Origin of the sequence: Halopiger goleimassiliensis (assembly GCF_000455345.1) — an archaeon.
GTDB classification, from domain to species: Archaea; Halobacteriota; Halobacteria; order Halobacteriales; family Natrialbaceae; genus Halopiger_A; species Halopiger_A goleimassiliensis.
The window spans coordinates 1-25,911 of sequence record NZ_HG315690.1 but is presented as its reverse complement, the minus strand read 5'-3'; the positions used below and the strand labels follow the sequence as shown (position 1 = coordinate 25,911).

Below are 25,911 nucleotides of genomic sequence, written 5' to 3'. Positions count from 1 at the left end.
AATCGACGAGCAGAACCGACCGCCGTTGTGCTGATTCTAGGACCTATTCATACATTCACCGTCTCTGGACAATATTATTCGATTAGAGGAGAACGTTCAACAGGAGTCCAGGAAACGGGAGTGTATGCCGAACGTTACCAGGGACCTCCAACACGTCGTGATGGAGAACCAGACGGAACCCGCGATAGAGGGTGACGATCCGCTCGCGTTCTCCACGTTGTGGACCCGGACTGACGCGTTCGCCGGAGCGTTGCAGGATCGGAACATCACGGCCGACGACGCCGTCGCGATCCAACTATCGGATCCCGAACCGTTTCTGGTGGCGGTCCTCGGGGCGCTCAGGAACGGTTCGGTCCCCGTCACGATCCCCGGGGACCTCGGAACCAGTGCCGTCACGACGGCGGTCACCGAATCCGGAGCCAAGGCCTACGTCACCGACCGAACGCGATTTCTCTCCGTTCTAAACCGCACGGATGACCTCCGGGTCGCGATCACGACCGATACCGATGCCCGGATGGGGGTCGATATGGCGACGGTCCTTGAGAACGACGGCATCAACGGGACCGGTTCGCGAACCGGGATCGACGTGGTGCGGCGTTCGAACGACGATCCGGCGCTGATCGCCTACGACGACCGCGACGGGACCGATCCCGTCGGTATCCGCTATACCCACGCAGCGGTTCGGGCGGCCACGCAGATGGGGTCGACACTTCACGGAGCTGACGCCGACGACTACTCCTACCTCGGAGTCCTTCCGCTGGCGAACCCGCTCGAGTCGTGTTTCGGTGCCCTAGCGGCGATATTCGAGGGTGGGCGATATCAGCGCCTCCCGGACTGGCACCCGGACGACCTCCGCGCAGTGTTGCGAACCCGACCGATCGATCGAACGGTTCTCACGCGAACCCAGTACGAGCAACTCGAGGGGCTCGAATCCACGGACGAGGATCGGATCGCCGTCCTCGAGTCCGTGACCGACCTCGAGTGGTCGACGCAGTCGAGTGCCGTCGTTGCGCCATCGGACGACGTACGACGACTATTCGGCACAGCCGAGACGGGGATTACCCACGTCGCCGACGCCGAAGACGACGGCCTCGAGTCGGTTGGGCTCGTCACGACGGCTGGCGGCGGTGGCGACGCGGATGCGTTTCTGGTGCGCACGCCAGCCGCGATGGAAGCGTACGTCGACCGACCTGACGAGACCGCCGAGACGGTCACGACGAGCGGCGGTGACCGGTGGCTCAGAACCAGCGCACTCGCGTCCGTGGTCAGTACGACGCCCGTCAGACGGTGACCCGGGGTCGTCCAACGAGTCCACTCATCGAGGGGATCTATGTTGTCTTCGATGGACGTTTTAGCGTTTATTCGTCCAGTTCACGAGAGCTCGAGGGGAATCATCTCGGATATCGAAGAGATGCTACAGTAAGAGAAAGCTTATACCGGAGGCTTCGAAATGAGGGAGTGGACGCCGGGCGGCCTCCCGGGTAGGGGTACTTTGGAGGCGAATCCCGGCCCACAACACGGAATTATTGCGGACGTAAGTCAGGTAGTGACGACACGGTGCAGCGTCCAGTGCCGTCCGATCGGAGACACCAATAGCCAAGCGCCTCGACACGCGAGTACCACGACATGGAGTTCGAGGACTGGCAACCGGTTTACGAGTCGATCCGTCGCGACTTCGGCTACGGACGTCGTGCCGACGAGGAGGCCCGCGATGTCCTCGCCTCGATGACGACGCCGTTCGACCTCGATCGATTGTCTGCGGTAGCGGGGACGACCGTCGCCGTCGCCGGGGCCGGTCCCTCGCTGACCGACCCGGACGCGCTCGAGCGAGCGCGAGACGCTGACGTCGTCGTCGCGGCCTCGACGGCGACGGACGTGCTCGAGCGCCGCGGCGTCGACGTCGACTGCATGGTGACGGATCTGGACAAGAACCCCGACACGGTCCGCGAGTTGACCCGTCGAGGGACGCCGGTCGTTGTCCACGCCCACGGGGACAACCGCGAGGCACTCCGTTCGGTCGTGCCGGACTGTCCTGACACGTCCGTCCTGCCGACCACGCAGGCCGAGCCGCGCGGTCCCGTCCGCAACTTCGGTGGATTCACCGACGGCGACCGGGCAGCCTTCCTCGCGGACCACCTCGGCGCGGCGACGCTCGAGTTCGTCGGCTGGGACCTCGACGACGAGAGCGTCGAACCGACGAAGGCGAAGAAACTCGAGTGGGCCGAGCGACTCCTCTACTGGCTCGAGCGCCGTCGCGACGAGCGGTTCGCCGTACTCGACGGTCGTCGGGACGGTATCGATTCGAGCGCGTTACCGGTCGACTGATCTCACCGGATTCGGTAGGTAACGACGTCGTCACTATCGCAGAGGGGACAAGACCCCGACGACGACTCGAGCGTCTTCCCACACCGCCGACACTCGTCGATCGTAGTCGCATCGTCCCCGAAGAACGCCGATTTCATCGCCCCATACAGCGACGATACGGTCGATCGCTGGCCCCGCCTGGATCCGTTCGATCGTCCCATACCACCTCCCATTCTCGGTTCAGAGTTCGTTATTCTCTCGTTACCAGGAGTTTCACGAGTTGGTACTACTAGACGGCCGTCCGACTGACAGCCACTCGAGGCTCGAAGAGAGAGTACGGCTCAGAACAGCGCGTCGAGTTCACCGCCGGTGTCGACGAGCGACGCGAACTCCTCGTCGGCGGCGGCCTCGAGGGACTCGGTACGATCCTTCGCCTCGATCGCGACCTGCTGGAGTTGTTCGACGCGGGGGACGTCCGTCACGCCGGAGAGGAGCACGATCGCACCGACCTCGCCCCGGTCCGGCAGCGGGAAATCGCCGCCGCGGATCTCCATACTTCCCGTCTCGTCCTCGAGCCACTGACGGCCGCGTTCGACGCCTTTCCGGTTCAACTCGTCGGGCGGTCCCGTCGCGACGACCAGCCCTCGATTCGCACTCGAGACGTCACAGGGCAGCGTGAGCCGACCGAGTGCCGCCTTCCGAACCAGGCTGGTCATGCGGTTGGTCGCCTCGCCTTCGTCGAACGAGTCGTCGCTGCGCAACGACGAGAGGAGGCCATCGCGCGACGTATCGACAGCTTCTCGGGCGTACCCGATCGTCGAGATGCCGTCCTCGAGCGTGTTGATGATCTCCGAGGAGTCGACGACGCTCTCGGCGACGTGATCGGCACGACCGACCTCGCCGGCGGCAAACAGGAGGCCGAACCGCTCGACGATCTCCTGGTTGATTCGACCGTAGCCGTCGGCGACGGATTCGCCCGCGCTGCGCCAGGCGTCGTTGTCGAACACGAGCAGGTTGTCGACCTCCCGGACGAACGTCTGGAACGAGCGTGCCGCGTTGAGCGTGTAGATGCCGCCCTCGTCCGTCGCCGGCAGGACCCCGAGCCCGTAGACGGGCTGGTTGTAGATCCGCTGGAGGTGGGACGCGAGGACCGGCGCACCGCCCGACCCGGTGCCACCGCCCATCCCGGCGACGATGAGAAACGCGTCGATCTCGTGGACGCGGATACGATCGATCGCGCCCTGGATCTCGTCGATGTCGGCCTCCGTGACGGACGCACCGAGTTCGTTGTCCGCACCGACGCCGTGGCCCTTCACGCGGGCCTGACCGATGAGGACGCGATTCGACTGGGGAACGTTCTCGAGTCCCTGTAGGTCCGTCGTCGCCGAGTTGACGGCGACTGTCGATTCGATGAATCCACCGCCGATTCGCTCGTCGAACGCCAGGAACTCGTCGACGATCTTCCCGCCAGCTTGACCGAAGCCGATGAGTGCGAGTTTCATGGTTGTCTCTCGGGGCCGTTCCCGACCGCTCGAGTCCGCGAGTGGCGTCACACCGAGTTCTGCGCTTCGACGCTGGGAACGGTTCCCACGTCACGCCCTTTCCGATCGGAGCCATTGTTATGGCTACGTTACGATCGAAAAAATGTCTTTCAGGATCATAGAACAGTCTCGAAGCGATGGTAGTCAGCTACTACTAACAGTCACCGGGCGACGAACGCGTCACGACCGAGTTCGGACGCGGGTTCGGTCGAGGCCCAATCGTCAGTTTGATCCCTCAGCGAGAGGAAATCAATCCCTCCTCGGGAGGGCGCTGTCCCCCGATCACGTACGTTTCGGATCGAGAGTAAGTCCTTTACAGTGTGGTAGCCTACGAAAGGATACATGGTCGAGGGCGGACGGTCCATCTCGCGACGAGAACTGCTTGCAGGAAGCGGCTGTGTGGCGGCGAGTGCCCTCGCCGGCTGTTCGGAACGGTTCTGGTCTCGAGCGGAGGACACCGCACCCGAGCAGGTCACTCTGAACATCAAGACGGTCCCGACCGACGACGACGCCGTCGCCGCCAAAATCCTGAGCCAGTTGCGGGGGAACATGCAGGCGGCTGGCATCGATACCATGCACGAACCCGTCGCGAAATCGGAACTCTACCGCGACGTTCTCCTCCAGGGCGATTACGACGTGTTCGTCGTTCGCCACCAGGGAATCGACGAGTTCGACGCGCTGCGCGGCCTGCTTCACTCGACGTTCGTGACTGAATCGGGCTGGCAAAACCCCTTTCACTTCTCGGACGTCCAGACCGACGAGTTGCTCGAGCGCCAGCGATCGAGCACGGTCGATCGCGAGAGCGTGCTCGTAGACCTGTTCGAGCATCTCGAGGAGACCGCTCCCTACACCGTGGTCGCCTATCCTCGACTGGTCGGTGGCAAGCGATCCACGATCGGGCCATCGTTCGTCCCGCAACGGCCGATCGAGTACGTCGAACTGCTGTCGACCGAACCGGAAGACGGGCCTCGAGACGATCCGCTCGTAGTCGGCATCTACGGTGAGCGTTCGACCGACCAGTTGAACCCGCTCGCCGTCGCCAACAACCGGATCGAGGGCGTGACGGGGCTCCTCTACGATCCGCTGGTTCGGTTGAACCCTGATACCGACGAGTACGTGCCGTGGCTCGCCGAATCGGTGGCCTGGGACGAGAGCGACGCCCTCACGGCAACCGTCACGCTCCGCGAGGGAGTCTCGTGGCACGACGGCGTCGACCTGGACGCCGCGGACGTGGCGTTCACGTCGGCGTTCCTGCGAGATACCTCGCTCGGAACGGTCGAAGACGGTGTTCCGGCACCGCGGTATCGCGCCCGACAGACGCTCGTCGAATCGGTCGAACCGATCGACGACCGGACCGTCGAGTTTTCGTTTCCCGGGATCGCTCGTCCGGCAGCCAGGCGCGTCCTGACGACACCGATTCTGCCCCAGCACGTCTGGGAACCACGCTCCGAACTCGTGGCGAACCGGCGTACCGCCGCCCTCATCGAGGAAATCGAGGAACCCGTCGGCTCCGGATTGTTCTACGTCGACGACGTAGCGCCGGATGCGTTGGAACTCGAGCCGTTCGACGACCATCCCCTTCGGGACCCGGACGCGGATCGACCGGCCGTCCTCGAGGAGTTTTCCCAGTACGCAGGGCTCACCTTTCGAATCGAACCGAACGCGGGGGCGATGATCGAGTCACTGGCCGACGAGGCGATCGACGTGACGGGAACCGACGTGCCACCGGAGGAAGTCGACGCGATTCGCGAGGCCGAGGGCGTCGACCTCGTGACCAGCCGAACCCGTTCGTTCTACATGATCGGCTACAACATCCACGATCCCACTCTCGGCAACCCACAGTTCCGGCAGATCCTCTCGCGGTTGATCGACCGCGAGCACGTCGTCTCCGAACTGCTAGGTGGATTCGGTCGCGTGCCGGAGACGCTGAGCGGACTCGTCGGGATCGCGCCGGAGTCGGGGGGGCTCGACTGGGAGTCGTCCATCGCCGAGTTCCCCGGCTCCGATGGGGAGATCGATCCGGAACAGGTCCGAACCCTGTTCAAGGACGCCGGCTACCGGTACGACGACGGTGAACTGCTCGAGTAAACGATCTGCGACGGGAATCGCACGTGGAGCCACGGACCGATCGCTATTAATGGGGTGCCGGTCGTACGGTCACGGGACTTCATGCTGGGAGGGACGCTCGTGGCCGTCGTCTTCGAACTCGCCGCCGTCGTCACGACGATGCTCGTCGCCGCGACGCTCGTCATCGTCGGCCCGCGCCGACTCGTCGCGGCGTGTCGGGACGCCCGCTGGCGGCTCAGGAGCTGTCTGCTTCCGCTTGCAGCGCTGGCTGCCGTCCTGTTCGTCCGGTGGGCGACAGGGGACCTGTTGACCCAGATCGAGTGGCGGATCCTGGGCCAGAACATCACCTACCAGCTGTTCGTCATCGACGTGGGCCTGCTGCCGGTCGCTCCCGTGGAGTTCCTCCAGTCGCTCGAGACGCCGGAGTTGACCGCGTACTTCGTCTTCGTCTACATCTACGGCTACGCCTTCCTGTTGTTGTTCCCGTTCGTCGCGTACTTCGCGCTCGAGGAGGTCGACGACCTCTCGACACTGCTGGTCGCGTTTACGGCCAATTACGCAATCGGATTGCTCCTTTATATCGTCTTCATCGCCTACGGTCCGCGCAACTTCGATCCGCTGTTGTTCGAAGGCCTGTTGTACGACGCGTTCCCGCGAGCGCATTGGCTGACAAACCAAGTTAACCAGAACACCAACGTCTTTCCGTCGTTGCACACGTCGCTCTCGATGACGGTGTTCTTCCTCGCCTGGCACACTCGCGAAAAGTACCCTCTCTGGGCGGGTCTCTCGGGCGTGCTCGCGATTAGCATCGTCGTGTCGACGATGTATCTGGGCATCCACTGGTTCGCCGACGTAGTCGGCGGAACCGTCCTGGCGATGGTCAGCGTCTACCTCGCCCGCCGGTATACGATCGCACAGTTGCTGCGGTCGGTCCTACGTGGCATCGACGGCGTACTCACCAGTCGAAACCGGCCCGGAAGCGAGTAACCATCCCCGACTGCTAGAGCGACGTGATTCTCTTTGGCTGTGAAATTGCCACTATGCTTATCCGGGCGAACGATGTAGCGCCGGATATGCATCCTCCGGACGATCCCTCGACGACCGGTGGCGGTGGTCCGCCATCGCAAGCGATCATTCGAGCGATCGCCGACCGGGAGGGCGTCGAGGTAACTGACATCGAGCCACCGGCATACCAGCCGCTGTACTCCGTCGTCAATCCGGAGGCGCTCGACCGTCTCTTTCGACCCTCCGGTGAGCGCGCGGCGGGAACCGTCATCCGCCTCGAGTACGAGGGATACGAGGTAACCGTTCGTGGCGACGGTCGCGTGGAGGTACGGGACTCCTCCGGAGCCGACGATGCCGTCAGACGTTCGATCGAAGAGTAAGGTCCTCCCGGTTCGACGCCCCGCTTCGGACGGAATAGTACGGCGGTGCGACGGGTCGGCCGATCAGGTGGGTCCCGAATCGAGGGGCGTCGCTGTCCGATCGATCTCCTGCCGAGGAACGGCTCGTACGAGGCTGCTCGTCGACTCGTAGCTGACCCGATCGGTGGGTGGCTTGCTCGCGACGATTCTCCAGAACCCGGGTGATTTGAACTGTAGTTCACACAGCCCGCGAGAGTCGGTTCGCGTTTCCCTCGTACCGGCGCTCACCCGGGCGTCTTCGATCGGCCGTCTGGCTTCGTCGCGGACTCGCAGGACGATAGAGCGGCCGACGGACACCTCGTGGCGCTCGAGTTCGAGAACGAGTTGCCGCTGGACTTTCATGTGGTGTGGTGGCACACAAGCGGTGGAAGAACTACGCCCTGAATTCGCTACGCCCGCTACGTCTCGAAGGTGATCGTGTGGCCTTCCTTGCCCGACCGGTAGATGCCGTCGATGAGCCGCTGTACTGTAAGCGCCTGGTCGGCGCTGGGATCGTCCGGTTCGTCAGCAGTGATCCGGTCGAAGAACGCTTCCTGTTCCGCGGAGTGGGTGTCGTTCTGCCGGGTTTCGATCGTCGTATCCTCGAGGTGGTCCGGTCCTACCGTACTCGCCGAGTGGACGCTCAACTCGCCCTCGAGCAGATCGAACCGGGCCGCCGACTCCGTTCCTCGGACGACGAACTCGTGATTCGCGGGGCGGTTCGTTGCCCACGCGACCTCCAGCGAGATGGAGCGGTCGTCCGTACTCCGGATGAAGGCGCTCGCGGAGTCGTCGACGTCGAACCCCGCGGGGCCGGCGTCGTCGGCCCACATCTCGAGGTAGGCGTAGTCGTCCCGGTGGCCGAACTCGTCCCGGGTGACGCCCGTGACCTCGCGGATGGGTGGATACTCGAGGAGATACATCGCGAGATCGATGGCGTGGACTCCGAGGTCGATGAGCGCGCCGCCACCCGCGATGCGCTGGCGCGTGAACCACGATCCCCGTCCGGGGATCCCCCGCCGCCGGACGTAGTTTGCCTCCACGTGGGTCACCTCGCCGAGATCGCCGCGTTCGATCCGGTTTTTGACGATCCGGACGGTGTTCGCGAACCGGTTGTTGAACCCCACCATGCAGTGGCTGTCGGACTGCGCTGCGGCCGCGGCGATCCGTTCCGCGCTCTCGAGGGAGTGAGCCAGCGGCTTCTCGAGGAGGACGTGAATGCCCCGTTCGAAGGCGTCGACGGCGTACTCCTCGTGGTACTTGTTCGGCGTCGTGATTACGACGGCGTCGACCGTATCGTACAGTTCCTGGTGGTCCTCGTAGACGTCGACGTCGTAGCGTCTCCCGAACCGTCGCCTGGCGTCGGCGGCGACGTCCATGCCGCCGACGAGCGGGACGTCCTGGTCGACGAGCCGTTCGGCGTGGTAGTGGCCGATGTTTCCGAGTCCGACGATACCGGTTCTGATCTCGGTTCGCTCCATGGTTGGGGGGAAGTTAGGTGGGCGGTTTCGGATCGATACACTGAAATTCGCTATATCGAATCTCCGTGCTGGATCCCCTTCTGTCCGTCGCCAAACGCACGTTGGGGGCCAAGTCGACCGCTCACTCGGCTTCCGTCTGTGTCCGGCCGGATTCGCGGTCGGATCGATCGGTGACGCCGTGGACGAGCGCACCACCGGTTTCCGAATCGAACAGGTGGACCTTCGATCGATCGAGGACCACCTCGACCGACTGATTCTCGCGAACGTCGGTATCGGGCGGGACGCTCATCAGCAGTTGATCGGAGGCCGACGTCGGATCCTCCTCCATCGATCGTTCGGCCGCCTCGGAGAGCAAGAGGTAGACGAAGACCTCGTCGCCCATCGGCTCTAAGACGTCGGTCCGGGCCTCGATCGGCGCGGTCGGGGACTCGAGGTCGTCCGCCGTCGCCGCCAGGTGGACGTCTTCGGGCCGGACGCCGACCGTGACCCTGTCGCCGACGGTGCCCTCGGGGACGACGCCGGGATCGAACTCGACGCTGAAGTACTCGGTGCGGACGCCGTCCTCGAGGCGTTCGCCCTCGGCGAAGTTCATCGACGGGGAGCCGATGAAGCCGGCGACGAACAGGTTCGCGGGTTCGTTGTAACAGGTCAGCGGCGGGGCGATCTGCTGTAGTTTCCCCTCGTTCAACACGGCGATTCGATCGGACATCGTCATCGCTTCGGCCTGGTCGTGGGTGACGTAGACGACCGTCGTGCCGAGTTCGCGGTGGAGTCGCTGGAGTTCGGTCCGCATGTGGACCCGCAGCTTCGCATCCAGGTTCGCCAGCGGCTCGTCCATCAGGAAGACGTCCGGATTGCGCACGATGGCGCGGGCGATGGCTACCCGCTGGCGCTGGCCGCCCGACAGCTCGTCGGGCATCCGTTCGAGCATCCCCTCGAGTTGCACGATCTCGGCGGCCTGTTCGACGCGGCGGCGGATCTCCTCGTCGTCGTACTTGCGCAGGCGGAGACCGAAGGAGACGTTCTCGAAGACGTCCATGTGGGGGAACAGCGCGATGTTCTGGAAGACCATCGCGACGCCCCGGTCCTTCGGCGCGAGGGTGGTGACGTCCTCGTCGCCGATGTAGACCCGGCCCTCCGTCGGTTTGGTGAGGCCGGCGACGGTCTCCATCGTGGTCGACTTGCCACAGCCCGAGGGGCCGACGAAGGTGACGAACTCGCCGTCCTCGATCTCCAGGCTGACGTCGTCGACAGCCGTGACGTCTTCGTAGCGTTTCGTGACGTTCTCGAGTGTGACGCGTGCCATGATTACTCCTTGAGTGCTCCCGCGGTGAGTCCGCTGACGATCTTCTCCTGGGCGACGACCACGAGGATCGCGACCGGGATGACCCCGATGATGCTCGCGGCCGCCATCAGGTGGTACATCACCTCGTACTGCCCCTGGTAGGCGAGGACGCCCTCGAGCAGCGGTGCCCAGTTCTCCGGCTGGCCGTCGGTCATCAGAAACGAGAAGAAGAACTCGTTGTAGACGGCGATGAACGTGAGGACGCCCGCGGTCGCGACGCCGGGGGCCGACAGCGGGATGATGACCCTGAACAGCGCCCCCAGTCGCGTCGTCCCCTCGACGCGGGCGGCGTCCTCGAGTCCGTCCGGGATCTGCGAGTAGAAGGTCGTGAGGATGAAGATGGCGAGGGGCATGAAGATCGCCGACAGCGGCAACACCATCGCGCCGGGCGTGTTGTACAGCGTCCCGTCGCCCGTGATCGGCTCGAGCGCGAGGAACTGGGTGTTGAACAGGTCGTTCAGCGGGATGAAGAAGGCCGCCGGCGGGAAGAAGGAGATGATCAGTACCAACAATAGGAGCGGGACTTTGCCGGGGAACTCGAGGCGGCCGAAGGCGTAGCCGGCGAGACTGCCGACGATCAACACGACGACGGTCGAGGCCGTCGCGATGACGAAGCTGTTGAAGACGTACCAGTGGAAGGGGATCGTCTGGAACACCTCGACGAACGCGCCGGGGTTGAACCCGTTGGGCGTAAAGAGGATGTCCTGCAACTGACCTTCCGGAGTCAGCGCGACCATCAGCAGCCAGTAGAACGGGAACAGCGTCGTCACGAGGAAGAAGATCGCGGCGACGTAGAACATCGCTCGGTAGACCTTCTGCGGGTTCTCGATCGAGTCGGCGACCCACCGCTGGAAGGGACCGCGATCCAGTTCCGCCTCCTCGCTCTCGAGCAGGGGGGACCGATCCCTCTCGCCGCCGTCGGGACGTGGCCGTCCGTTTCGCTCGTCACCCACCATCAGTACAGCCCTCCTTCGGTGTCGCGGAAGAAGACCACGTACCCGGAGATGATGAGCCCGATCACCAGCGCGGTCGCGAACGCGACCGCCGCGGCCGTCGCGTAGATGCGCGTCCCGCCGAACATGGCCTCGACGACGAGACACGTCAGCGATGGCACGGTCGTACAACCGACGCTCGATTCGATCAGTCCGTAGACGCGCATCGCGTCCATCGTCCGGAACAGCATCGCGACGAGCAGGGCCGGCATCACGAGCGGTAACGTGATCAGCTTGAATCGCTGCCAGGGCGATGCGCCGGCGACGCGGGCCACGTCGTAGAGGCTGCGGTCGACGCTCTGGAGGCCCGCGAGGATGAGCAGCGCCATGAACGCCGAGGACTTCCAGACGTCCGCGACGAGGATGATCACGAAGGCGTCCCGGCTGTTCGCCAGCGGATTGGGGCCGAAGATCCCGAGCCACTGGCCGAGTTCGGTCCCGAAGCCGACCTCCGGCTGGAACAGCAGGAAGAAGATCATCCCCTGGATGACGATCGGCACCGCCCAGGGGAGGATGATGGCGACCCTGACCCAGCGCCGCCCCCGGAACTCCTGATCCAGGACGTACGCCTGCCCGAAGCCGATCAGGGTCTCGAGAAAGACGCTGATCGCGGCGAACCCGATCGTGACGAACAGCGCCTGCTGGAGCAGCGGCGTTCCGAGTTCGACGAACGGGAACGATCCCGAGAGGCCGACGTCGACGAACTGCCTGGCCAGGCGGGCGTTGCCCGTGAGGATGTCGACGTAGTTGTCGATGCCGACGAACCCGCCCAGCGGCTCGAGACCGCGTGTCCGATCCGCGCGCAGGGACGTGACGAACGTCGCCAGCAACGGATAGAACGCGATCAGCGTGAGGAGCGCGAACGCCGGGAGCAACAGCAGGTAGGCGTAGGCGGCCTCGCTCAGGTTCTCCATCCAGTTGACGACGGCGTTGCCGGTCCGCTCACGGTCGACGTCGGTTTCGCCGCCGATCAGTACGTCCTCGTCGGTGTCAGTCGCCATGCTGGTCGGCCACCTCCTGCTCGCTGCGCTGGAGTCGCGGCGCGAGGTCGCGCATCTCCGATTCCGGATCAGATCCGCGGTAGCCGGCGTTGACGGCCTGATAGATCAACGCGGACTGTTCGGGCCAGACGTCGGTCACCGGCCGGGGGATCGCCGTCTCGCTCGCGCGCTCGATCTGGGTCGCGTACCGGGCTATCGGCCCGATCTCGTCCTCGTCCGAGTCCGTCACGAGTTCGATGTTCGGCGGTAGGAACCCGCCGAGTTCGAACATCGCGAGCATCACTTCGTCGTGGGTGAACGCCTCGAGCACCTCCAGGGCTTCCTCGCGACGGTCGGTGTAGGGGCTGACGACGAGATGCCAGCCACCCAGCGCCGACGTCGTGCCGCCGACGCCCTCGTACTCGGCCTCGTCCTCCGAGACCGCGTAGGGCATCGTGGTGACGCCGAGGTTCTCGCCGAAGGCGTCCTCCGCGCCGGTCTCCGAGATAGCGAAGGCCCAGTTGCGGTGGGCAACGGCGTCGCCGGCCTCGAACGGCCCCAGCGACTCCTGTTCGGTCCACTGGACGATCGCGGACGGACAGATTTCGGCGTAGCCGTCGAGCGCGTTCGGGTCGTCTTCGTCGATGAAGGTCCGCATCATCCGGACCGCGTCGATCACTGTCTCGTCGTCGACCGTGATCGGCCGATCGCCGGCGATGAACAGGTTCTCCACGCCGCCGAAGTAGGCACCGCCCCACGAGGTCATCACCTCGTTGAACGAACAGCAGGCCAGTCCCTCGTAGGCGTCGCCCTGGGTCGTCCAGCCGTACTGAACGTCGCCTTCGGCCTGGGCGTCGCTGACGGCGTTCGAGAACGCCTCCCAGGAGGGGGGTTCCTCGTCCCAGCCGTCGGTGTCGTGTCCAGCGTCCTCGAGCAGGTCCCGCCGGTAGAGGACGAACCCGAGGTCCGGAAAGAGCGGGAGTCCGTGAACGTCGCCAGTCTGGGGATCCCTGGCCGTTTCCAGGGCCGCCTCGAGGTAGTCGCTCTCGACGCGGTCGACGACCTCGTCGGGCAGTGCCTCGCTGAGGTTTGTCGTCTGTTCGCGCAGGATGAAGGGGATCGTCCAGCCGGCGTCCATCATGTGGATGTCGGGTGGTGCCCGACCGGCCTGGAGCGTCGACTGAGCGTCCTCCATCCGCGCGTCGGAGTCGCTGACGACGGTCTGGATCTCGATATCGATCGACTCGTCGAGTCCGGCCCGCCAGAGGGCCTCCTGGATCGAGTCGCCGTCGCCCGTGGGATACATGATCCCCTCGACGTCCGTTGCGGCGGTCATTACGACCGTTCCGTCGCGGGAACCGCGCCCGAGACAGCCGGCGACGGTAACGCCGCCGACCGTTGCGGTCCCTGCCGTCGCCGCGAGCAGCTCCCGACGGGATCGATCCCGTCCGATCGACCGATTGCGGTGGCCCATTCCATCTCAGCCACACCGTTTGCCCCCATAACCGTTGGCCACGCACGAGCTACCCGGCGAGCGGAACGCTCGAGCTGGGGAACGCTACCCGAGGCGGACGAAACATTCCGCCGGCTCGACACGCTTCCCACCGGAAACCAGAATCGCGGAGGGGGCTGTAGACGCGGGTGTGGAACGACAACTGTCGGCGGGTGACGAGCGACGAGCAGTACGTGAGGATGGTGGCCTCGGCTCGAGACGAACGCGACGCGGACGAAACGCGACGTGTCGGGAGTCGACGGTTCCGTACCGGAACCGCCCGCGAGCGCCGACTTCAATCCTCGATCGTCGGCGGTTCGTGGCGACCGATGTGGATCTCGTGGGCCTCGAGGTCCTCGAGGGCGGCGACGCGGCCGCCGACAGTGACTTCCTCGCCGTCGTCGGTCTCGAGGGTCAGCGAGGCGACCTCCTCACTCACCTGGAAGGAGACGTCGAGGATGCGACCGCGAACGACGCGCGAGCCGCCGACCTCGACGTCGCGGCCCTCGATCGTCGCGTAGAACTCGCCGCCGTCCTCCATCAGGTCCTTGACGCAGCGCCGGATCGAGGCGTACGCTCGGGGGTACGAGCGGGTCGTACCGTCCTCTGCGAGGGTTCGCTCGGCCGTGGTCCAGAGCACCGTACCGAAGAAGCCGGAGACGAGAAAGCCCAGCGCAGAGCGGTTGAAGATGACGCCGTAGCGGTCCTGATCGTCGCGCAGGGCGTCCTGGGTCGCGTACACGGAGTAGTTCCCGTCGGCGACCGCGACGATCGGCGTCGTGATCCCCCGGCGAGCGCGAGCCGAGGTCGCGACCTCGAGGTAGTCGAACGAGTCCGGATCCGGCGCTTTGCTCGCCGGCGTCACGATGAGGTCGACGCTGACGTCCGCGTCGATGGCGGCCGCGAGTTCCTCCTCGTAGCGGACCAGCAGGTCGGGCGTCAGCGACAGCGAGAGTTCGTAGTCGGCGGCGTCGATCACTTCCTCGAGGTACCGCAGGATGGTCGAGCGAGATTTGACCAGCGAGACGGCCTCGGTATCGCGCGCGGGCGCGGTGTACCTGGCCTCGAGTTCGTCGATCATCTGTTCCAGGGAGGTCTGGACGTCGTCGAAGGCCTCCTCGGGGTCGATCGCGACGACCTTCATCGGGCGGGACTCGCGCAACTCGACCAGGCCGCGGTCGCTCAGGCTGCGGACGGTGTCGTAGACGCGGGGCTGGGGGATGTCCGTTCGGTCAGCGATCTCGCTCGCGGTGAGCTGTCCCTGCTCGAGGACGGTGAGGTAGGCGTCGATCTCGTACTCGCCGAGGTTGAACCGATCCCCGACGCGCTCGACCGTCGAGCGCAGTTCGTCTGGTGCCATACGATCCCCAACGCTCTCGATGGCTAAATGATTTATTATGCTCCGAGTAACACGCGTTTTCGAAATCGGGTTGTTTTCGGGGGCGTGAGGGTCGTGGTGGGCCGTCTCAGTGTGTCGGCGTCGTCCAGTCGGGCGTCACCCTCGCCGAGGACAGAACGTTTTTCCACCGCGGGCCAGAGTGTGGGTTCATGCGCGGCGTCCTTCAAGGGGCGGAGAACGCAACCGCCGGCGATCCGAACGGCATCTTTCCGGCGACGTTCCCGGACCCCATCACTATCGGACTCGCCGTTCTCGTCCTCGGGATCGGCTGGGGGCTCTCGAAACTCGTCGTCAGGTTGACCGGTCGAATGATCGCTCGGCGGATCGAACGCCCGAGCGTCACCCGGACTGCCCTTCGGGGCGTCCGCCTTTCCGTGCTGCTCGTGACCGCCGGGATCGCCGCCGGCATCCTCGGGTTCAGCGGAACGGACATCCTCCTCTCGGTGACCGTCATCTCCGCGGTCGTCGCCGTCGTCCTGGCACCCCTTGTCGGCAGTCTCATCAACGGTCTGTTCGTCCTCTCGGACCGGCCCTACGAGATCGGCGACATGATCGAGATCACCGACGAAGGCCACCGGGGATTCGTCGAGGACATCACGATCCGGTATACGAAGATCTTCACGCTCCAGAACACGTTCATCGTCATTCCGAACTCGAACATCCAGGAGCGGGACGTGGTCAACTACTCCGCCGAGGACGAACGCACCCGCGTCTCGGTGACGTTCGCGGTCACTTACGAGAGCGACCTCGAGGCGGCCCGACGGGCCGCCGAGCGGGCAGCCCGCAACGTGGACAACGTGATCACCGGCGGTCCCGACATCCGGGTCGGCAGCGAACGCTATCCCGCAGCCCCGACCTGTCTCATCGACCAGTACGGCGACGACGGGGTACTCCTCGAGCTGTTCTTCTGGCTCAACCACCCCTTCCGGGAGCGGGCCAACAAGTCGGCCGTCCAGGCGGCGGTCCGCGAGCGATTCGCGGATCTCGACGTCGAGTTCGCCTACCCGCGTCGCCATCACGTCTTCGACACGACGAGCGGAGTCGCCAGCGTAGCCATCGAGGACGGTCCCGCGAGGCACTCGGACGCCCGTCCGTCGGTCGACGCGACGGACGCGACTGACGAGACGGTCGAGCGGGAGTAGCCACCCGTTCGGCGTGCCCTCGGTGCTGGAATCGCCGTCGTGTTTTAAGCCCTGTCCGGTGCAACTGCGATCCATCGAGCGATGTACGACGACGTGCTCATCCCAACGGACGGTAGCGAGACGGTTTCGGAGACGCTTGCACACGCGCTGTCGATCGCGTCAGACAACGAGGCGACGGTCCACGCCCTCTACGTCGTCGACAGCCGCATCACCGCCGCCGCGGCCGACGACGCGACCGACCTCGAGCGGTCGCTCGAGGAGGAGGGTCAGGCAGCGATCGAGGACGTCGTCGACCGGGCGGCCGACGCTGGACTCGAGACCGTCGGCGATATCAGGAAGGGAACGCCCGCGAAGACGATCCTCGAGTACGCGGCCGACGAAGGAATCGATCTCATCGTGATCGGCACGCGTGGGAAGAGCCCCCGCGAGAAGGTCACCTCGCTCGGCAGCGTCTCCGAGCGAGTCGTCGACAACGCCGACGTGCCGGTGTTGGTCGTCCGCGACGCGGGGGTCTAGCTCCCGGACGCTCGAGCGCCTTCGACCGTGATCACTTCACAGTCGAGGTGGGTCCGGAGGTAGCGATCGATGTCGGGATTGTCCGTGAACCGGCGAAAGAGCCGGCGGAGTCTGCTGGCCTGTCGATTCCCGATGACGACCGCGTCCGCGTCCTCGGCGGCGACTTCGTCGAGGATACTCTCCTCGACCAGAAAGCCCGATCGAACCACGTAGCGGGCGTTCTCGAGCGGCCCGAACGATCGCTCGACGGCCGTTTTCAGATCGATCCGGGAAACGTTCTTCCCGTTCTGATAGAGGTCGACGTGAAGGACGGTAAGCGACGCCTCGCGCTCGTCGGCGATTCGAATCGCCTGCTCGAGCGTCCGCCGGGAGTGTTTCGTCAGGGGGTATCGAACGGGAACCACGACCAGCGCCATTAGCACCTCGAACGAGTTGCGCCCGGGTAAAGGTTTCAGTTGGGACGGTTAGTCGTGGGTAACCGTCCCATACCCGTTCGACGGCGACGCCGATCGCGGGTTCGGCCGGGACAGACAGTCATTTACCGTCCCCGGGGCTAGTCGCCGGCATGCGAGAGACGTCGACCGAGAACGGCGAGACGATCTACGTCTCGGAGAGGGAAGGCGACCGGGGATCGAAGGGGCCGTTTCTCGTCGCCTACGAGAGCCGCGACGCCCAGCGGCGCTACGGCTGGTTCTGTTCGAACTGTGAGAGCGTCGATAACGCGATGGACGCGATGGGCCGGATCAAGTGCAACGTCTGTGGGAACTTCCGGAAACCCACCGAGTGGGACGCTGCCCACGAGTAACTCTCGGTCCGGTACGGTCGGTTCCCGACTGCTCGATCGACTGTCCGTTTCGGTCAACCACCTATTATCGGTCGCCGATTCCGGATGGTGACGGACGCACGTCTATCGACTTTCCTGAATAGTTGGGGATAGTCGCGGTTTTCCGGCCGATGTTTGGCGAGTGACAACGTTTATGATGGGAGGGCGCGTATCTACTCGTGAATGGGTCCTGTTAACATGCGACTCGTCGAGCAGGCCAGGTCGATCTTCGCAGAGTTGGGGTACACCGTCGAAGGAACCGGTCCGGAGTTCCGCGCCGAACGAGCCTGGAAAGTCGTCCACGTCAACACAGTCCTCGAGACCGATTCGTTGCCGTCGTCGTCGGGAGAGTTTCACTGTTTCGTCGCCCAGCCCGAGGACGCAGACGACCTCGAGACCCGTCTCGAGCGGGTCGATCCCGACTACGAGTGGGCGATCATCGTCGTCGACGGGGAGGAGTATCAGGTCGAACGGGCCCCGCCGGGACCGCGCGTCTCGGCCTAACGCGGTCGCGATTTCTTTTTCGAGCGCTGGCGATCGGCGACGGGCCAGTCAGTACGACTCGTGTAACGCGCGCCGGGTCGCCGTCACGCCGGCCCCCGGATCGACGTCGGCACCTATCGACTCGAGGACGTCACCCAGCGCGGTCACGACGTAGATCACGTTCTCGGGCCGGGCCGAGTGCCCCATACAGCCGATGCGGAAGATGTCGCCGTCCAGATCACCGAGCCCGCTGGCGATTTCGAGGTCGAACTGTTCGAGCAACGCGTCGCAGACGTCGCCGTCGTCGACGCCCTCCGGGACGCGGACCGCGTTCAAACTCGGTAGCCAGTACTCGTCCGGGGCGTTCATCTCGAGGCCCATCGCCTCGACGCCGGCTTTCAGCGCGCCGGCCAGGCGTTCGTGGCGGGCCCAGCGGGTTTCGATCCCCTCCTCGGCCACGAGTCGGAGCGCCTCCCGGAGCGCGTAGACGTTCGTGATCGGCGCGGTGTGGTGATAGGCCCGTTCGTCGCCCCAGTACCCCTCGAGCAAGGAGAGGTCGAGGTACCACGAGCGGGGGTCCTCCTCGCGCGAGAGGACCTTCTCCATGGCCTCGTCCGAGAGGGTCAGCGGGCTGGCACCCGGCGGACAGGAGAGACACTTCTGTGGACCAGCGTAGGCGACGTCGATTCCCCACTCGTCGACGCGGAGTTCGACCCCGCCCAGCGAGGTGACCGTGTCGGCGATCACCAGTGCGCCGTGGTCGTGGGCCGCCGCGGTCAGTTCGGGGACGTCGGGCTGGAGCACGCCCGTACTCGTCTCGGCGTGGACGAACCCGAAGACGTCGGGGTCGTGTTCGGCCAGCGCGTCCGCCACGTCGTCGGGATCGAGCGGTTCGCCCCACGGTGCGTCGACCTCGACGACCTCGCCGCCCGCTCGGCGAGCCATCGACGCCATACGACCCCCGAAGTAGCCGTTGGTTGGAACGAGCATCGTGTCGCCGGGTTCGACGACGTTTCCGATCGCGGCCTCCATCGCCGCCGATCCGGTCCCGGAGACGGGTATCGTCCACCGGTTGTCCGTCCGGAACGTGTAGCGCAGCAGTTCCTGGACCTCGTCCATGATCTCGACGAACGAGGGGTCGAGGTGACCCACGAGCGGTGTGCTCATCGCCCGCAACACGCGCGGATGCACGTCGCTCGGGCCGGGTCCCATCAGCGTCCGGTCAGGCGGCGTCAACTCCTCGAGTTCGGAGACGTCTGTAGTACCCGTCATTGGAGGGACGTGGAACGGGAACCGCCAAAAACGTTCACGCATCGACGAATTGGACCGGCGACCTCGCTGGGCCGTTCGGTGACGCTGCACTCGAGTCGGGCAATTAGACGATTTCAGAACCCAGGAACTCCTCGGTCGGACCGGTTTCTGTCATCCGCACGACGTTGCCGTCGATCTCGTAGTCCGAGAACGGCTGTAAACCGTCCCCCTCGAGGGCCGTTTCGAGTTCTTCCTCGTCGATCACCGACTCGTCTTCGAACACCATTGCGAGCGTTCCCGACACTTCCTCGCCCTCGACGTCGAACATCGCTCCCTTCGCCACGACACCGGTCAGATACCCGTTCTCGAGGTCGGGGTCTTCGATCGGGTCGGTCGTCTTGACGTGGCCGATATCGCCCGGCGGAATTTCGTCCGTCAGTGCGTCGAATCCGTCGTGTTCCGACGCGTACCGCGGGGAGTCCCCCGCCTCGGTTTCGACGACAGTGGCGGCCGTCTCGGTCGGAGTAGTGGTGTTTGCAACGATAATCGTTCCGTCCGTGATGCCGACGTGTGTGACGTCGGTTTCGTACAGTTCGAACGTCCCCTGTGTCCGTACGTGGGTCACGGATTCGTCCGCGAGGCTCTCCTCGATTTCCTCCGCGTCGAACTCTCCCTCGATTACGTCGAACGTTCCCTCGAACGGACCGAAGTTACCGGTTACGAGGTACTCGACGTCCTCTGCGCTGGCGGCTCCGGGTAGCTGTTCGGTTGCCATTTGCTCGACGTTCGCCACGATGTCGTTCAGCTCGTCCGGGAGGTGGTCCTCGGCATCGATGAGTGCGTACGGATCCATCGTGTTCACCCCGTAGTGATCCTGGTTCACCGCCGACGGCGCGGGCAACCACTTTGCTACCGATTCGAACGTATCGTCGTTGCCGCCGATTCCAGGAATAGCACTCAAACAGCCAGCGAGTCCGACGGTAGCGAGGACGGCCCCACCACCCGCCGCCTGCAGAACCGATCGTCGATCCATACTCGTGTTGAACCACCAACACCACATTATTGCTCCGGTCCCACGGCCGAAGCAACCGATGTCGCCGTCACGGCCTCGAGTGTTCGTCGCTCTCTCACTCGAGGCTGTCAGTGTGCCCGACTGCACAGCCTAATTGGATTCGGTGCAGTTCCGGACAAAAACAGTGCTGGTTGCTATCACTAGCCATACATTGAAGACGCCCCTCGGTGTAGCCGTGCAGGCAATGGTCTTCAAGAAGATCAGCCTGATCGGGACCAGCACGGAGAGTTTCGACGACGCGGCCGACGACGCTATCGACCGCGCCGAGGTGACTCTCGAGAACGTCTACTGGATCGAAGTCGACGAACTCGGCGTCGAAATCGCGAGCGCGGAAAACCGGGAGTACCAGGCAGAAGTAACGGTCGCGTTCGAACTCGAGGACTGAGCGCCACGGATCGGGGTCGACGAGATGCCCCGTCGACGGTCGCCGTCGGTGGCGTGGCGTCGTTACGTCCGGAAGGACTCGCCACAGCCACACTCGCTGACGACGTTGGGGTTCTCGACGTGGAACCCTTCGGCCTGCAGGCCGGACTCGTAGTCGAGGACGCTCCCCTCGATGTAGTTCAGACTCGCCGGGTCGACGAACACCCGCAGATCGTGGTGCTCGTAAATCTCGTCGTCCTCGTCGGGTTCGTCGTCGAAACGCATTCCGTAGGAGAGGCCCGCACACCCACCCTGCTGGACGAACAGGCGCAGTCCCGCCTCTTCGACGTCGAGTCCTTCGTTCTCGAGCAACGAGAGTGCCTGTTCGGCCGCGTCTTCCGTCACGTCGATCTCGGGTCGCGTCTCCGCGCGCCCCCCGTCGGCGCTGTCCGTGCTCATACCACTCCATTCCCGCGCGACGATGTTAACTGTGACGCCAACGGACAGCTACGTCCCTAGCCGAGTTCGGTTACGTCCTCGGAACCACAACCGAAGCGGTCAGTGGCGACGGTTACTCGGAGTCGACCGTGCCGAGGTGATCTCCGGACCGATCCACGGCGTCGCCGTCGGTGAACCGCTCGAGGTAGTCGATGACGTCGTCGATCGCGTCCCGCTGGGCGGCGGTCCGGTCCGTGACGTCCGCGATGGCGTCCTCGATCTCGTCGGCGTCGTCCGCGACGCCGTCGGCGGCCGAGGCGACTTCCTCGACGGACGCCGCCTGGTCGTCGTTCGCCTCGGCGATCTCTGCGACGCCGGTCGCGGCCTCGTCGATGGCCGTCGCGATCTCCTCGAGGCTCTCGAGGGCCTCGTCGATCCCGTCGCTGGCTTTCGTGACCTGGTCGTTCGTCCGTTCGGTCACGGCGACGGTCTCGTCGGTCGTCGTCTGTAACTCCTCGATCGACTCCGAAATCGCCTGCGTGTGCTCTTTCGTCTCGTTGGCCAGCGACTGGACCTCGTTGGCGACGACGGCGAACCCGTCGCCGTCCTCGCCCGCCTGTGCGGCCTCGATGTTCGCGTTCAGCGCGAGCAGATTCGTCTGATCGGCGATATCGCTAATTACGGCCACGACCTCGTCGATCTCGTCCATCCGGGCCTCGAGTTTCTCGACCGTCTCGACGAGTTCGTCCGCGGCCTCGAGTACGTCGTCCATCTCCTCGCGGGCCTGCCGATTCGATTCGAGGCCGTCGTCCGCCGCGGCCTGGGCCTGTTCGGCGGCCGAGGCGACCTGGTCGGAACTGGCGGCGACTTCCTCCATCGTCGCGCTCAGGTCGCTGATCTCCTCGACGATCGATCGGATCGAATCGGTCTGCTCACCGACTTGCTCGTCGACGTCGACGGCAGTGTCGGCGATCCGGTCCGCATCGGTCGCGAGGTCCTCGACTTCGTCGGCGATGCCGGTGATCACCTGCTGGACGTGGGCGGCGATCTCGTTGATCGTCTCGGTGATCCGGCGAACCTCGTCGTCGAGTACGTCGTGTTCGTCGGTGTAATCTACCCGGGCCCCGAGGTCCCCGTCGTTGAGCGCCTGGCCGGTGGCTGTCACCTCGCTCACGAGGTCGGCCATCGCTTCCCGCCGCCTGATGACCTCGGTGTTGTCCTGTACGAGCTGGATGACGCCCTGGAGTTCCCCCTGCTGATAGATCGGCGTCGCCACGGAGTGGACGTAGACGGTCTCACCGTCGGCGTTCTCGAGTTCCCGCTCGCGCTCGTAGGCTTGCTGGTCGCGGCCCGATTCGGTCACGTCCGACCCGTGATGGGCCGTCTGCGGGTTGTCGACGACTTCGTCGGCTACCGTTCGCGTTCGATCGTCTCGGAACAGTGCCCCCGCGGCGTCCTCGCCGAGGACGCGCTCTCGGTCGACCCCGGTGAGCACCTCGGCCTCGCGGTTCCACCCGATCACGCGGTGTTCGGTATCGACGAGAAACGCGGGCTGCGGGAGCGTATCCAGCAAGGCGTCCGTCGAGATACTGATCGTCTCGTCGGTCGACTCCCGGCCGCCGAGCGTCTCCGCAGTCTCGTCGTCCCCGGTTTCGGCTGTCGCCGCTCCGGCGGTCGTCCCCCCGTCCGTCACCGCCGCTTCGGGCGGTTCGGTGGGGTCGTCCGGTTCCGCCGTCGGGTTCTCCGCCGTCGCACCGGTCGTATCGTCCCCGTGATCGTCGTTCGACGCCATCTCGTCCGTCGCAGTCTGCGTCCGAGAACCGAGCGAGAAGACGCTCTCGAGCAGCCTGTCCATACCCCGCGTCTCGCTTCCCGTGCCCTATCTCTTGGGGCCAACTGATCGGGTTCCGCGTCGACTTCCCGGATTATTCGTCCTCGAGTCGTCGACGAACGCTCTCGGCGTGGGCCTCGAGGCCTTCGGCGTCGGCCAGCGTCGTGATCGTCCCGCCGAGGTCGGCCAGCGCCTCGCTCGAGAGTCGCTGGACCGTCGTCGATCGCAGGAACGTTTCGACGGAGAGGCCGCCGGTCACCCGTGCGCCGCCGTTCGTCGGCAGGACGTGGTTGGTGCCGCTGGCGTAATCGCCCGCGGCGACCGGGGTGGTCGGCCCCAGGAAGACGCTGCCCGCGCTGTCGATGCGCTCGAGGATGGACTCGTCGTCGTCCGCCACGATCGAGAGGTGTTCCGGGGCGTACTCCTCCGTGAAGAGGATCGCCTCGCTCATCGACCGGGCGAGCAAGACGCCGCTCGCGTCGCCCTCGAGTGCCTCCCGAACGGTTTCTTCGCGCTCGCGTGCGGGTACCTGCTCCTCGATGGCTGCGACGATTCCCTCGGCGGTCTCCGCGTCGTCCGTGACCGCGACGACGGAGGCGTTCGGGTCGTGCTCGGCCTGTGCGATCAGTTCGCTGGCGACCAGGTCGGGATCGGCCGTCGCGTCCGCGACGACGACGACCTCGCTCGGTCCGGCGAGGAAGTCGATCGCCACGTCGCCCCGGACCTCGGCCTTGGCCGCGGTCACCCACTTGTTTCCCGGGCCGACGATCTTCTGTACGCTCGAGACCGTCTCCGTCCCGTAAGCCAGCGCCGCGATCGCCTGTGCGCCGCCGACGCTGTAGACTGCGTCGGCACCGGCGGCGTGGATCGCAGCCAGCGTGACGGGATTCAGTTCCTCGGCGGGCGGGGTCACGACCGCGACGTGTTCGACGCCGGCCACGACGGCGGGGACGATCCCCATGATCGCGCTCGAGGGATAGGCCGCCGCTCCGCCCGGGACGTAGACGCCGACGCGGTCGATCGGCCGGAACCGCCGTCCCAGTTCGCGTCCCGCATCGAACTCCCGCCGCCAGTCCTCGGGGAGTTGGGCCTCGTGGAACTCCCTGACGTTCGCCGCGGCCGCTTCGATCGCCTCCCGGTGTTCGTCGTCGAGTTCCTCGTAGGCGCGCTCGCAGTCGTCCGTGATCTCGAGGTTCCCGACCGTCACGTCGTCGAACTCCTCGGTGAACTCCCGGACGGCGACGTCGCCCTCCTCGTGCACACGGTCGACGATCTCCCGAACGTCGTCCCTGATCGCGCCGATACCCGCGTCCCGCTCGAAGAAGGCAGTCCGATCGTCCGGGCCGAGATCGGCGATCGGCGTCACGTCGATATCCATACGCACGCGTTCGCGTGCGCGCCGAAAAACCGTTTCCTTACGCGTCGCCCTTCTCGACTTCCCAGATCCCGACGGCGTCGAGCGTCGCCCTGACGAAGAGATAGACCAACACCGCGAACCCGAGGGTGATGATCGGTGCCTGCAGGGTTTCGGCGACGGGCCGACCGAAGGCGAGCTGCCCGAACCCGCGAACGAAGAAGCTCGCGATCACGAGCCCCATCCCGACGACCGCGAGTTTGACGAACCCAGCTCGATCCATGTGCGTCCGTACCGGCCCCCGTCGCTAAATCCTATCGATCGGTCCGCCAGGAATTCCGTCGAACGCCCTCTTATTCCGTCGTACGACGGGTCTGCCACGTCGGAACTGCGTGGTCCTCGACAGTAGCATACTTGTGGTCGACCACTAACGTCCGACTATGAATCAGGATCCTCGTTCAGGACGGACGAGGGCGGCCCGTCGGGAGCCTCCTGCCGGTTTCTCGCCCCGTTCCTGTACTCGAGGCTGGATCACGTCATCGATCGCGACGGAGGTCGATCGCCCGTGACCTCCTTTTCGCTCGGCGGTCGAACGTTCTCGTTGCCGGAGCCGTCGACGTTCGAGATACTGGTCTGGACGGCGATCCTCTCGCTCGAGGCCGCGGTCGTCGTTACCTACGCAGCCGTCCAGAACGCCCAACTCGGACTCTTTCATCTCTATCCGTTCGTCTGGCTCAACGCGAGCGTGCTCGTCTTCTGGAAGGTCGACCTTCCCGCCGCGGGTCGCAGACAGTCCCTCCTCGCCGGGGTCGTCGCCGCCGCCTACTTCCTGGTGCTCGGTTTTTTCGGCGGTCTCTACGGCTGGGTGCCGCTGTTCGATCATCCGGAGGAACACCTCCGGTTCTTCGAGCGGATGCAGGGGTTCGATCTCGCGCTCGCCGTCCCGCCGGGCTACGGGCCTGCACTCTTTTACACCAGCCCGACGCTCACCCTTTCGATCTCGCCGTACGCGCTGGTCGGCTACCTCGCGCTCGCGTACCTCGTCTTCGTGACCGTCATCGACGCCGTCACGTCCGTCGTCTCGGGTATTCTCGGATTGTTCGCCTGCGTTAGCTGTACCTGGCCCGTCATCGCGTCGCTGTTCGCCGGGATCGGAACGTCTACCACTCTGATGGCCGGCGTCTACGCCTAGGCCTACGAACTCTCTACGATCGCGTTCGTCCTCACCGTTGCGCTGCTGTACTGGTGGCCCCTCGATCGGTAGTCCCTGGATGCTGCTCCGTCGCCGAAATTTCCCGATACTCCCGCCAGCGGTTAGTCCGCTCCGTTCGACCGCCGCGCTGTGTTCCCCGTTCGGTTTGATTACACGTCTCTCGGGACGGCCTACCAGACTGCCCTCGAGACGACGCCCTTATGTATCTACCCGGACTTCGACAGTAATGCGAACGACGTGGCGCAGGTCGCCACGTTCCCTTCGGCCGTTTCCCGGCACGAAGGCAGGAACGTATCCACCCTCGACGACCCTCGGTCTCCCGACGGTCGCTTCGGGTTGTGGATCACGCGTACTCGCCGGCGCGCCGTCGGCCTCGAGACGACGCCCTTATATAATCTGGGCGCGTCTCTTCGAGTACGCA

General features: G+C 65.1%; 26 protein-coding genes. 11 read left to right on the top strand and 15 right to left on the bottom strand.

Annotated features, from left to right (window positions below; translation table 11 throughout):
* Window positions 1-124: 124 nt before the first annotated feature.
* Window positions 125-1,291, top strand: a complete 1,167-nt coding sequence (locus tag TX79_RS00140) for an AMP-binding protein (RefSeq protein WP_049924949.1) — start codon at window positions 125-127, stop codon at window positions 1,289-1,291.
* A 335-nt stretch (window positions 1,292-1,626) separates the two neighbouring features.
* The gene (locus TX79_RS00135; protein WP_049924947.1) at window positions 1,627-2,325 is read left to right on the top strand and encodes a 6-hydroxymethylpterin diphosphokinase MptE-like protein; all 699 of its coding nucleotides are present in this window, start codon (window positions 1,627-1,629) and stop codon (window positions 2,323-2,325) included.
* 320 nt (window positions 2,326-2,645) lie between these two features.
* Here the strand turns inward: TX79_RS00135 and TX79_RS00125 are convergent, their stop codons facing one another.
* Complete coding sequence (locus tag TX79_RS00125) at window positions 2,646-3,806, bottom strand: tubulin/FtsZ family protein (RefSeq protein ID WP_049924943.1); 1,161 nt, start codon at window positions 3,804-3,806, stop codon at window positions 2,646-2,648.
* A 381-nt stretch (window positions 3,807-4,187) separates the two neighbouring features.
* Here TX79_RS00125 and TX79_RS00120 point away from each other — a divergent pair, with 381 nt between their 5' ends.
* The 3 genes from TX79_RS00120 to TX79_RS00110 all read left to right on the top strand — a co-directional run bounded on the left by TX79_RS00120 (window position 4,188) and on the right by TX79_RS00110 (window position 7,297).
* Window positions 4,188-5,933, top strand: coding sequence for an ABC transporter substrate-binding protein (locus TX79_RS00120; RefSeq protein WP_049924942.1), 1,746 nt, complete (start codon window positions 4,188-4,190; stop codon window positions 5,931-5,933).
* 81 nt (window positions 5,934-6,014) lie between these two features.
* A complete protein-coding gene (locus TX79_RS00115) occupies window positions 6,015-6,899 on the top strand; it encodes a phosphatase PAP2 family protein (RefSeq protein WP_049924940.1) in 885 nt (294 codons plus the stop codon).
* An 86-nt stretch (window positions 6,900-6,985) separates the two neighbouring features.
* A complete protein-coding gene (locus TX79_RS00110; protein ID WP_049924939.1) occupies window positions 6,986-7,297 on the top strand; it encodes a HalOD1 output domain-containing protein in 312 nt (103 codons plus the stop codon).
* 63 nt (window positions 7,298-7,360) lie between these two features.
* Here TX79_RS00110 and TX79_RS00105 read toward each other — a convergent pair whose 3' ends face one another.
* The 7 genes from TX79_RS00105 to trmB form a co-directional block, all read right to left on the bottom strand.
* Window positions 7,361-7,678 carry a carboxypeptidase-like regulatory domain-containing protein gene (locus tag TX79_RS00105; RefSeq protein WP_049924938.1) on the bottom strand — a complete coding sequence of 106 codons (318 nt, stop codon included), beginning with the start codon at window positions 7,676-7,678 and terminating at the stop codon, window positions 7,361-7,363.
* A 56-nt stretch (window positions 7,679-7,734) separates the two neighbouring features.
* Entirely contained in the window at window positions 7,735-8,796 is a 1,062-nt protein-coding gene (locus TX79_RS00100) for a Gfo/Idh/MocA family protein (RefSeq protein WP_049924937.1), read from the bottom strand.
* Window positions 8,797-8,917: 121 nt separating this feature from the next.
* Window positions 8,918-10,102: an ABC transporter ATP-binding protein gene (locus tag TX79_RS00095; protein ID WP_049924936.1), complete on the bottom strand. Its 1,185-nt coding sequence runs from the start codon at window positions 10,100-10,102 to the stop codon at window positions 8,918-8,920.
* Between the two features lie 2 nt (window positions 10,103-10,104).
* Window positions 10,105-11,097 (bottom strand): carbohydrate ABC transporter permease, encoded by a 993-nt coding sequence (locus TX79_RS00090; RefSeq protein WP_049924935.1) that lies wholly within the window; start codon window positions 11,095-11,097, stop codon window positions 10,105-10,107.
* On the bottom strand, window positions 11,097-12,134 hold the full coding sequence (locus TX79_RS00085; protein WP_049924934.1) for a carbohydrate ABC transporter permease: 1,038 nt from the start codon (window positions 12,132-12,134) through the stop codon (window positions 11,097-11,099). The genes TX79_RS00090 and TX79_RS00085 overlap by 1 nt, the downstream gene beginning before the upstream one ends.
* A complete protein-coding gene (locus TX79_RS00080; RefSeq protein WP_049924933.1) occupies window positions 12,124-13,587 on the bottom strand; it encodes an extracellular solute-binding protein in 1,464 nt (487 codons plus the stop codon). The genes TX79_RS00085 and TX79_RS00080 overlap by 11 nt, the downstream gene beginning before the upstream one ends.
* Window positions 13,588-13,900: 313 nt before the next feature.
* On the bottom strand, window positions 13,901-14,965 hold the full coding sequence (trmB, locus tag TX79_RS00075; protein ID WP_049924932.1) for an HTH-type sugar sensing transcriptional regulator TrmB: 1,065 nt from the start codon (window positions 14,963-14,965) through the stop codon (window positions 13,901-13,903).
* Window positions 14,966-15,153: 188 nt separating this feature from the next.
* On the opposite strand from trmB, the gene TX79_RS00070 reads away from it, so the two are divergent.
* Window positions 15,154-16,146: a mechanosensitive ion channel family protein gene (locus TX79_RS00070; RefSeq protein ID WP_049924931.1), complete on the top strand. Its 993-nt coding sequence runs from the start codon at window positions 15,154-15,156 to the stop codon at window positions 16,144-16,146.
* An 81-nt stretch (window positions 16,147-16,227) separates the two neighbouring features.
* The gene (locus TX79_RS00065) at window positions 16,228-16,662 is read left to right on the top strand and encodes a universal stress protein (RefSeq protein ID WP_049924930.1); all 435 of its coding nucleotides are present in this window, start codon (window positions 16,228-16,230) and stop codon (window positions 16,660-16,662) included.
* Here TX79_RS00065 and TX79_RS00060 read toward each other — a convergent pair.
* Window positions 16,659-17,078, bottom strand: a complete 420-nt coding sequence (locus TX79_RS00060; RefSeq protein ID WP_049924928.1) for a universal stress protein — start codon at window positions 17,076-17,078, stop codon at window positions 16,659-16,661. The genes TX79_RS00065 and TX79_RS00060 overlap by 4 nt on opposite strands.
* A 149-nt stretch (window positions 17,079-17,227) precedes the next feature.
* On the opposite strand from TX79_RS00060, the gene TX79_RS00055 reads away from it, so the two are divergent.
* Both TX79_RS00055 and TX79_RS00050 read left to right on the top strand, forming a co-directional pair.
* On the top strand, window positions 17,228-17,467 hold the full coding sequence (locus TX79_RS00055; protein WP_049924927.1) for a DUF5816 domain-containing protein: 240 nt from the start codon (window positions 17,228-17,230) through the stop codon (window positions 17,465-17,467).
* A gap of 216 nt (window positions 17,468-17,683) precedes the next feature.
* On the top strand, window positions 17,684-17,989 hold the full coding sequence (locus TX79_RS00050) for a DUF7116 family protein (protein ID WP_049924926.1): 306 nt from the start codon (window positions 17,684-17,686) through the stop codon (window positions 17,987-17,989).
* 48 nt (window positions 17,990-18,037) lie between these two features.
* On the opposite strand, the gene TX79_RS00045 is transcribed toward TX79_RS00050, so the two are convergent.
* Together TX79_RS00045 and TX79_RS00040 are read right to left on the bottom strand one after the other, a co-directional pair.
* Entirely contained in the window at window positions 18,038-19,240 is a 1,203-nt protein-coding gene (locus TX79_RS00045; protein WP_049924924.1) for a pyridoxal-phosphate-dependent aminotransferase family protein, read from the bottom strand.
* A gap of 103 nt (window positions 19,241-19,343) precedes the next feature.
* On the bottom strand, window positions 19,344-20,252 hold the full coding sequence (locus TX79_RS00040) for a hypothetical protein (protein ID WP_049924923.1): 909 nt from the start codon (window positions 20,250-20,252) through the stop codon (window positions 19,344-19,346).
* Window positions 20,253-20,475: 223 nt separating this feature from the next.
* Here TX79_RS00040 and TX79_RS00035 point away from each other — a divergent pair, with 223 nt between their 5' ends.
* Window positions 20,476-20,676 (top strand): dodecin, encoded by a 201-nt coding sequence (locus TX79_RS00035; protein WP_049924921.1) that lies wholly within the window; start codon window positions 20,476-20,478, stop codon window positions 20,674-20,676.
* Between the two features lie 62 nt (window positions 20,677-20,738).
* Here TX79_RS00035 and TX79_RS00030 read toward each other — a convergent pair whose 3' ends face one another.
* The 4 genes from TX79_RS00030 to TX79_RS00015 all read right to left on the bottom strand — a co-directional run bounded on the left by TX79_RS00030 (window position 20,739) and on the right by TX79_RS00015 (window position 24,560).
* Entirely contained in the window at window positions 20,739-21,113 is a 375-nt protein-coding gene (locus TX79_RS00030; RefSeq protein ID WP_049924920.1) for a HesB/IscA family protein, read from the bottom strand.
* 112 nt (window positions 21,114-21,225) lie between these two features.
* Window positions 21,226-22,947 carry a methyl-accepting chemotaxis protein gene (locus TX79_RS00025; protein ID WP_081655452.1) on the bottom strand — a complete coding sequence of 574 codons (1,722 nt, stop codon included), beginning with the start codon at window positions 22,945-22,947 and terminating at the stop codon, window positions 21,226-21,228.
* Window positions 22,948-23,017: 70 nt separating this feature from the next.
* Window positions 23,018-24,301 carry a histidinol dehydrogenase gene (gene hisD, locus TX79_RS00020; protein ID WP_049924919.1) on the bottom strand — a complete coding sequence of 428 codons (1,284 nt, stop codon included), beginning with the start codon at window positions 24,299-24,301 and terminating at the stop codon, window positions 23,018-23,020.
* Window positions 24,302-24,338: 37 nt separating this feature from the next.
* Window positions 24,339-24,560, bottom strand: a complete 222-nt coding sequence (locus TX79_RS00015; RefSeq protein WP_049924917.1) for a hypothetical protein — start codon at window positions 24,558-24,560, stop codon at window positions 24,339-24,341.
* Between the two features lie 282 nt (window positions 24,561-24,842).
* Here TX79_RS00015 and TX79_RS00010 point away from each other — a divergent pair, with 282 nt between their 5' ends.
* Window positions 24,843-25,469 carry a DUF7546 family protein gene (locus tag TX79_RS00010; protein WP_049924916.1) on the top strand — a complete coding sequence of 209 codons (627 nt, stop codon included), beginning with the start codon at window positions 24,843-24,845 and terminating at the stop codon, window positions 25,467-25,469.
* Window positions 25,470-25,911: the final 442 nt, after the last annotated feature.

Excerpts from the sequence above, each read along its gene's own strand:
- TX79_RS00140 (WP_049924949.1), top strand. The coding sequence starts at position 125 with ATGCCGAACGTTACCAGGGACCTCCAACACGTCGTGATGGAGAACCAG.
- TX79_RS00135 (WP_049924947.1), top strand. The coding sequence starts at position 1,627 with ATGGAGTTCGAGGACTGGCAACCGGTTTACGAGTCGATCCGTCGCGAC.
- TX79_RS00125 (WP_049924943.1), bottom strand. The coding sequence starts at position 3,806 with ATGAAACTCGCACTCATCGGCTTCGGTCAAGCTGGCGGGAAGATCGTC.
- TX79_RS00120 (WP_049924942.1), top strand. The coding sequence starts at position 4,188 with ATGGTCGAGGGCGGACGGTCCATCTCGCGACGAGAACTGCTTGCAGGA.
- TX79_RS00115 (WP_049924940.1), top strand. The coding sequence starts at position 6,015 with ATGCTGGGAGGGACGCTCGTGGCCGTCGTCTTCGAACTCGCCGCCGTC.
- TX79_RS00110 (WP_049924939.1), top strand. The coding sequence starts at position 6,986 with ATGCATCCTCCGGACGATCCCTCGACGACCGGTGGCGGTGGTCCGCCA.
- TX79_RS00105 (WP_049924938.1), bottom strand. The coding sequence starts at position 7,678 with ATGAAAGTCCAGCGGCAACTCGTTCTCGAACTCGAGCGCCACGAGGTG.
- TX79_RS00100 (WP_049924937.1), bottom strand. The coding sequence starts at position 8,796 with ATGGAGCGAACCGAGATCAGAACCGGTATCGTCGGACTCGGAAACATC.
- TX79_RS00095 (WP_049924936.1), bottom strand. The coding sequence starts at position 10,102 with ATGGCACGCGTCACACTCGAGAACGTCACGAAACGCTACGAAGACGTC.
- TX79_RS00090 (WP_049924935.1), bottom strand. The coding sequence starts at position 11,097 with ATGGTGGGTGACGAGCGAAACGGACGGCCACGTCCCGACGGCGGCGAG.
- TX79_RS00085 (WP_049924934.1), bottom strand. The coding sequence starts at position 12,134 with ATGGCGACTGACACCGACGAGGACGTACTGATCGGCGGCGAAACCGAC.
- TX79_RS00080 (WP_049924933.1), bottom strand. The coding sequence starts at position 13,587 with ATGGGCCACCGCAATCGGTCGATCGGACGGGATCGATCCCGTCGGGAG.
- trmB (WP_049924932.1), bottom strand. The coding sequence starts at position 14,965 with ATGGCACCAGACGAACTGCGCTCGACGGTCGAGCGCGTCGGGGATCGG.
- TX79_RS00070 (WP_049924931.1), top strand. The coding sequence starts at position 15,154 with ATGCGCGGCGTCCTTCAAGGGGCGGAGAACGCAACCGCCGGCGATCCG.
- TX79_RS00065 (WP_049924930.1), top strand. The coding sequence starts at position 16,228 with ATGTACGACGACGTGCTCATCCCAACGGACGGTAGCGAGACGGTTTCG.
- TX79_RS00060 (WP_049924928.1), bottom strand. The coding sequence starts at position 17,078 with ATGGCGCTGGTCGTGGTTCCCGTTCGATACCCCCTGACGAAACACTCC.
- TX79_RS00055 (WP_049924927.1), top strand. The coding sequence starts at position 17,228 with ATGCGAGAGACGTCGACCGAGAACGGCGAGACGATCTACGTCTCGGAG.
- TX79_RS00050 (WP_049924926.1), top strand. The coding sequence starts at position 17,684 with ATGCGACTCGTCGAGCAGGCCAGGTCGATCTTCGCAGAGTTGGGGTAC.
- TX79_RS00045 (WP_049924924.1), bottom strand. The coding sequence starts at position 19,240 with ATGACGGGTACTACAGACGTCTCCGAACTCGAGGAGTTGACGCCGCCT.
- TX79_RS00040 (WP_049924923.1), bottom strand. The coding sequence starts at position 20,252 with ATGGATCGACGATCGGTTCTGCAGGCGGCGGGTGGTGGGGCCGTCCTC.
- TX79_RS00035 (WP_049924921.1), top strand. The coding sequence starts at position 20,476 with ATGGTCTTCAAGAAGATCAGCCTGATCGGGACCAGCACGGAGAGTTTC.
- TX79_RS00030 (WP_049924920.1), bottom strand. The coding sequence starts at position 21,113 with ATGAGCACGGACAGCGCCGACGGGGGGCGCGCGGAGACGCGACCCGAG.
- TX79_RS00025 (WP_081655452.1), bottom strand. The coding sequence starts at position 22,947 with ATGGACAGGCTGCTCGAGAGCGTCTTCTCGCTCGGTTCTCGGACGCAG.
- hisD (WP_049924919.1), bottom strand. The coding sequence starts at position 24,301 with ATGGATATCGACGTGACGCCGATCGCCGATCTCGGCCCGGACGATCGG.
- TX79_RS00015 (WP_049924917.1), bottom strand. The coding sequence starts at position 24,560 with ATGGATCGAGCTGGGTTCGTCAAACTCGCGGTCGTCGGGATGGGGCTC.